The organism is Adlercreutzia mucosicola DSM 19490, from assembly GCF_000422625.1.
GTDB classification, from domain to species: domain Bacteria; phylum Actinomycetota; class Coriobacteriia; order Coriobacteriales; family Eggerthellaceae; genus Adlercreutzia; species Adlercreutzia mucosicola.
The window spans coordinates 1-4759 of record NZ_KE383895.1; the positions used below are offsets into that span (position 1 = coordinate 1).

Consider the following 4759-nt stretch of genomic DNA (forward strand, 5'->3'; position numbering starts at 1 on the left):
TGGGTTTTCGATCTGAGGCCGTAGGCCTTCATGGCCGCAGGCTTGGTCATCCTTCCCTCGATGACGGCTTTCGCCGCCTCGACCTTGAGCTCGTGCGGGTAGGTGTTATGTCCGGTCACGAACAGCGCCTCCTTTCCGAGGGCCCTGTAAGCGTAAAGCCATTTCCTTGCGATGGTGACGGATATCCCCAGCATCCGCCCGACCGCCTTTTCCGCGTAGCCGGCCTCGAAGCATCTTACCGCCTCGACCCTGACGTCTGTTCCGTGCCTCAAGCTATCACCCCTCAAAACAAGTGGGACTGGAAACTTTTGTTTCCAGTCCCACTATCGGGGTTCAGTTCAGTTGCGGCGCCCTCCCTTTTATGGGCGGGGAAGGGCCTCGGCACGGGCGCGGGCCGGCCGCGGGCGCGGGCGGGCCGCGGGCGGCCTGAAGCCCGCCCCCTACGGAGCGGGCGGCTACACGGCGGCAAGCTTTCGGTTGGTGGCGCGCACCTTGCCGTGCAGCAGAAGCAGCCACGCGGCGCACACCAGCAGCACCACTAAGGCCCACAGCAGGTCGTAGGGACACAAGGCCACCGCGGCAATGACCAACGCGGCCGCGCCGATGAGGCCGAGCACCCCGTAGTCGATCAGCTTCATACGCCGCCGCAGACAAACTTCGGCCTGATCGGCCGGCCTCTCTTGGCTACCCCGCCGCTGCGCCTCCTCGGCAGCGGCACGAGCCTGGCGCACCAAACGACGCCGAGCGAACGATTCCAGGCGCAACTTCATCATGCCGTAGGCCGAAGCCAGCACCATCAGCAGTATGAACAGCGGATGCAGCGGGCAGGGGCCGAAAAAGTCACCGGTTTGGGCCAGCGCCAACTGGGTGTAGTGGCCGCCGTAGCCGTCCAGCGCGCCGGCCCCGCCGCTGCCGTTGCGCACGCCGGCCGCCGGTAGCGACGTCTGCACGAACTCGGCCCGCACCTCGTAGGTCACGCGCAGGGTGGTGGTGTTGCCTGCGGAATCGGAGAACACCTGCTCTAGATGGTAAATGCCCGGCTTCGATCGATCCACTGCCGTGATGGGCACGCCCTCGCTGTCGAACAGCGCCACGGAACTGGCCGTGACCGCTCCATCAGCCAGCGTCGATGCCACCCCGTAGCGCTTGGCGAACAGCGCGGCGAAATCGGACGGGGTCATCATGCCCTCGCGCAAGCCCACCACAATGGTGTCCTCGATCACCGCATGATGCAGACCGCGCTCGTCTTCCTCAACCGACACGGGGCCCAGCGGACGGCCTGGCAGCGGGTCATCGGGATCGACCACGCTGATCACCGGCGCGTCCGGCCTTCCCTCGTCGGGTGTCCCCGGGTTCAAGGGCGGCGCCGGCGGCACCGGCGGCTCGTCATCGGCCACTAAGTTGTAGCGCAATCGCAAGAGCGTGGTATCACCCGCGTCATCGGCCACCTTATAGCGCACGGTATAACTCGCCGGGAAGCTCTTGTTGATGAACGTCGTCGGCTTGCCCGCCATATCGGCAACGGAGAATCCCACGACCTCCGCATCATCGCCGCCAGCTGACAGGAACGCATAGCGCTCTTCCACCATCGTTTGTATCTCGGTCTCGGACATCACCACACCCACTTCAACGGGCTCGGTCATGGCATCGTCAGTCACGGCGTGCTGGTTGCCCGCATCATCTACATAGGGCGGCTCCACGGGATGCAGCGGAGGAACGATGGCCGTCGGGTCGTCGTCACTCGGTTCGGGCACCACAAGCGGCGGGCGAGACGCCACTAAGCAGTACGTCAACTCGACCACTGTGGTGTTGCCGGCAGCATCGGCCAATGTATAGGTGATCAGATAATTGTCGGGGACGGAAAGATCCACACGGCTCACCACGCTGTTGTCGGCCACGCGTACTAGAGAATCTACCGATATCTTGGGCGTTGCTCCGTCAACCGTCTGCGGAGACCAGTGGCGCAGCAACAATCCCTGAGCGCCGGCTGCGGTCATGAACGCCGGCACCGTGGCTTCGGTCACCGTGAGCTTCACCCGTGCATGCTGGGTGCCGTCGGAACTTATGGTCGGCGGTCCCACTGGCTCAACAGGGGGCTTCGGATTCTCCGAATCACCGCCGGGATTGCCGCCGCCCGTACCATCCGGCGCATCCGGATCAGTGCCGGGACCGCCCGGATACACCTCGGGATACGCCGGCTTCACCAGCTGGTAGGTGAGGTTCACCGTGGTGGTGTTGCCCTGCTTGTCGGTGACCACGCGCTTCACCAGACACGATCCGGGCTGCGTGGTGGGCAGCGAACCGCCCGCCAGCGCCGAGCCGTCGGCGGCCAAAAGCTCGGTAGTTGTGGTCAGGCCGCCCGGTACGGCGGTGGTGAACGCATAACGATAGTCCATCAGGGCATTGGCGTCAGCGGCGTCGAAGGAGCCGCCAAACAGCGCGCCCGTAGGATCGGCGATCTGAGTGACCGTCTCGTTGATGGTGGCATGGGTAGTGCCGTCGTCGGCCTCGTCGATATCAGGCTCGGGAACAGGCTCGTCATCGCCCAGGGGCGGCCCTACCGGATCGACGCCCCCGCCCGGCAAGCTGCCCGACGGACGCGAGGGCGTAGGCGGGTTCACGCCCGACACGCGCACTGGCGAGCTTTTGTTGCCCGCAGCGTCTTCGACCACATAATAGCCGTTGGCGAGCCCCGATACCGTTTGGGAAGCAGCGCCATTACCGCTGGTAAGCCCGAATGTTTTCACCAGCTGCGCCCCCGACCCATCAGCCGCCGTGCGGTAGAGCCGCCACACACCCGACATAGCCTTGGAGGGATCGGAGGGAGCGTCGCTCACCGTAAGCACTCCCGACGAACTGTCGAAGGAGGCTGACGGCGCGGCGGTGTCGATCTTCAGCGTGTCGGTAGCCGTCTGCGACACCACGCCCGTATCGGGATCGGACCCTTGCAGCGTCAGCGGATAGCTGACCGTGTCGTCGGAGCGCATCCAAGTGCGATTGTCGGCCGTCAGCGTGGCCGTGGGCAGGGCGTCGCCCGTTTTGGTCAACGTCAGCTGCGGTACACCGCCCGCCATAAGGTCCCCGGGGAAGAAGGTGAACGTAACCGGCGAGTTGTTCCATCCGTTCGCATTGGCCGCAGGACGGCGCGCGAAATGGAACGAGGTACCCGCCCCCGAACCTGGGTTCGCAGGATCGATAGTGTCGGGAGCTGGCGTGATGGGACGGGCGTTCACCAGCGTTTTCGTAAGCGACGCGGAACCGTTGAACATATCGTCGGTGATCACCTGCCCCACAACTACCGCCGCACCATTCGCTTGGTTGATCGTACCGTAGTATTCGATAATGGAATCGTTAGCGGTGTTGCTCGTGCTGTTCGTGCCCTTCAACACAACAGGCACGCCCGTGGAGCTGTTGATAGTTCCCGAAACAGGAGAATTGTTCACTTTAACGCCTTTTGATGTGTCGACTGCAATGTTCTTGGTGACAGCCGAATCCAATTTGAAGTGAGTATCGAACTGCTCGCCAGCCGAATTAGCGTCGTTGTTGTACACCCGGCAAACAACCCGTACTGGGGTGTTAGCAGGAACAGCATCCGTAGGCTTAATTTCTGTTTTAGTATTTTCATTGTAGATAGTGACGCTGCGCACAGCGGGATTGAGATGGGGGAGGGCCATAGATTTAAAAGTTAGGTATATCGCTTGTCCAGAGTTCAATGTGGGAAGGCCGCCAGTTATCCTATATGCCGCAAGTGTTCCCATGATGTCGATATACGCGCTCTGCCGAGAGCCTATGTTCGTGCTCGAAAGCGCAACAGACACACTTTGCGATTGCGCCGCAAGCGACAGCGTCCTTGAAGAGGAAGTGTAACTGAGGCTCAGATCATAATGGTTAGCTGCTGTTATCGCGGTTTTCGTAGCGGGCCGCGGCGCTCCTACCGTATTGGCCATGTCTTTAACGATCAAGTAATGCGAGCCGCCTTCACTCTTAATCCAGTCCTTTTGCAGGGAGAGAGCGCAGCCGTCCAATTTAGTGGCATCATTTGTAGTAGATAATCCAGCGTTGATATTAAATCCTAGTGAGTCATTATTCGCGTGCGGGCTAAAACCTTGAAAACTGACACTGGCCGAGATCGTCCAATTGCACGAAAGAGATACCTTTTCCTTCGAGATAAAAGCTGCTGAAGAGGATCTGTTCTGGGTGCCGACTGCTGTGTAATAACTTGCAGAGTCTGTGCAAGCTGCACGAAGCGTGTCTCCTTTGATTTGACCCACCACGCCACATCTATTGGCTATATTGAAAAAGCCTGCATAGCTTGTCGTCCCCGTTAGCGCCTCGGCTTCTTCAACCTGAGAAGCTGGAATCGCCGGCACCAGCATAACTACCAGCAAAAGCGCGACAGTCAGTCGCACGAGCTTATTCAGTATGGCGCTTTGGAGGCCCCCCCCCCCCCGCAGCGCGGTTGGCCTTCCCCAGCCGCAGTGCCCCCTTGGTTCTGTCCCTTCTCATATACACGCACCCCCGTTTCACACGCCAGAGCGTCTCAAAAACAAATTCTCTCAATGCGTGTATATTCCCGTCGCCTCTGAAACGGTTCAAATTCTTCCGAACTTTTTTGGCAAGGTGGCTGCAATCCGCAAGCAACTGCTGTCTTTATACCATTCGAGATGAAAACGGCTCAAAAAAGGTTTTGGTTTTCCCGAGGACAGGGGCACGAACTTTCGTCGCCCTGCGGCGGCAAGCCTTGCGATGCGGGATGCGG

Annotated in this window: 2 protein-coding genes; both read right to left on the minus strand. The window is 60.7% G+C overall.

The window, feature by feature from the left end:
* Positions 1-272 (minus strand): helix-turn-helix domain-containing protein (locus G503_RS0111035; protein WP_169628137.1); only part of this gene is annotated, 272 nt, incomplete at its 3' end.
* Positions 273-455: 183 nt separating this feature from the next.
* Positions 456-3443: a hypothetical protein gene (locus G503_RS0111040; RefSeq protein ID WP_028027614.1), complete on the minus strand. Its 2988-nt coding sequence runs from the start codon at positions 3441-3443 to the stop codon at positions 456-458.
* Positions 3444-4759: the final 1316 nt, after the last annotated feature.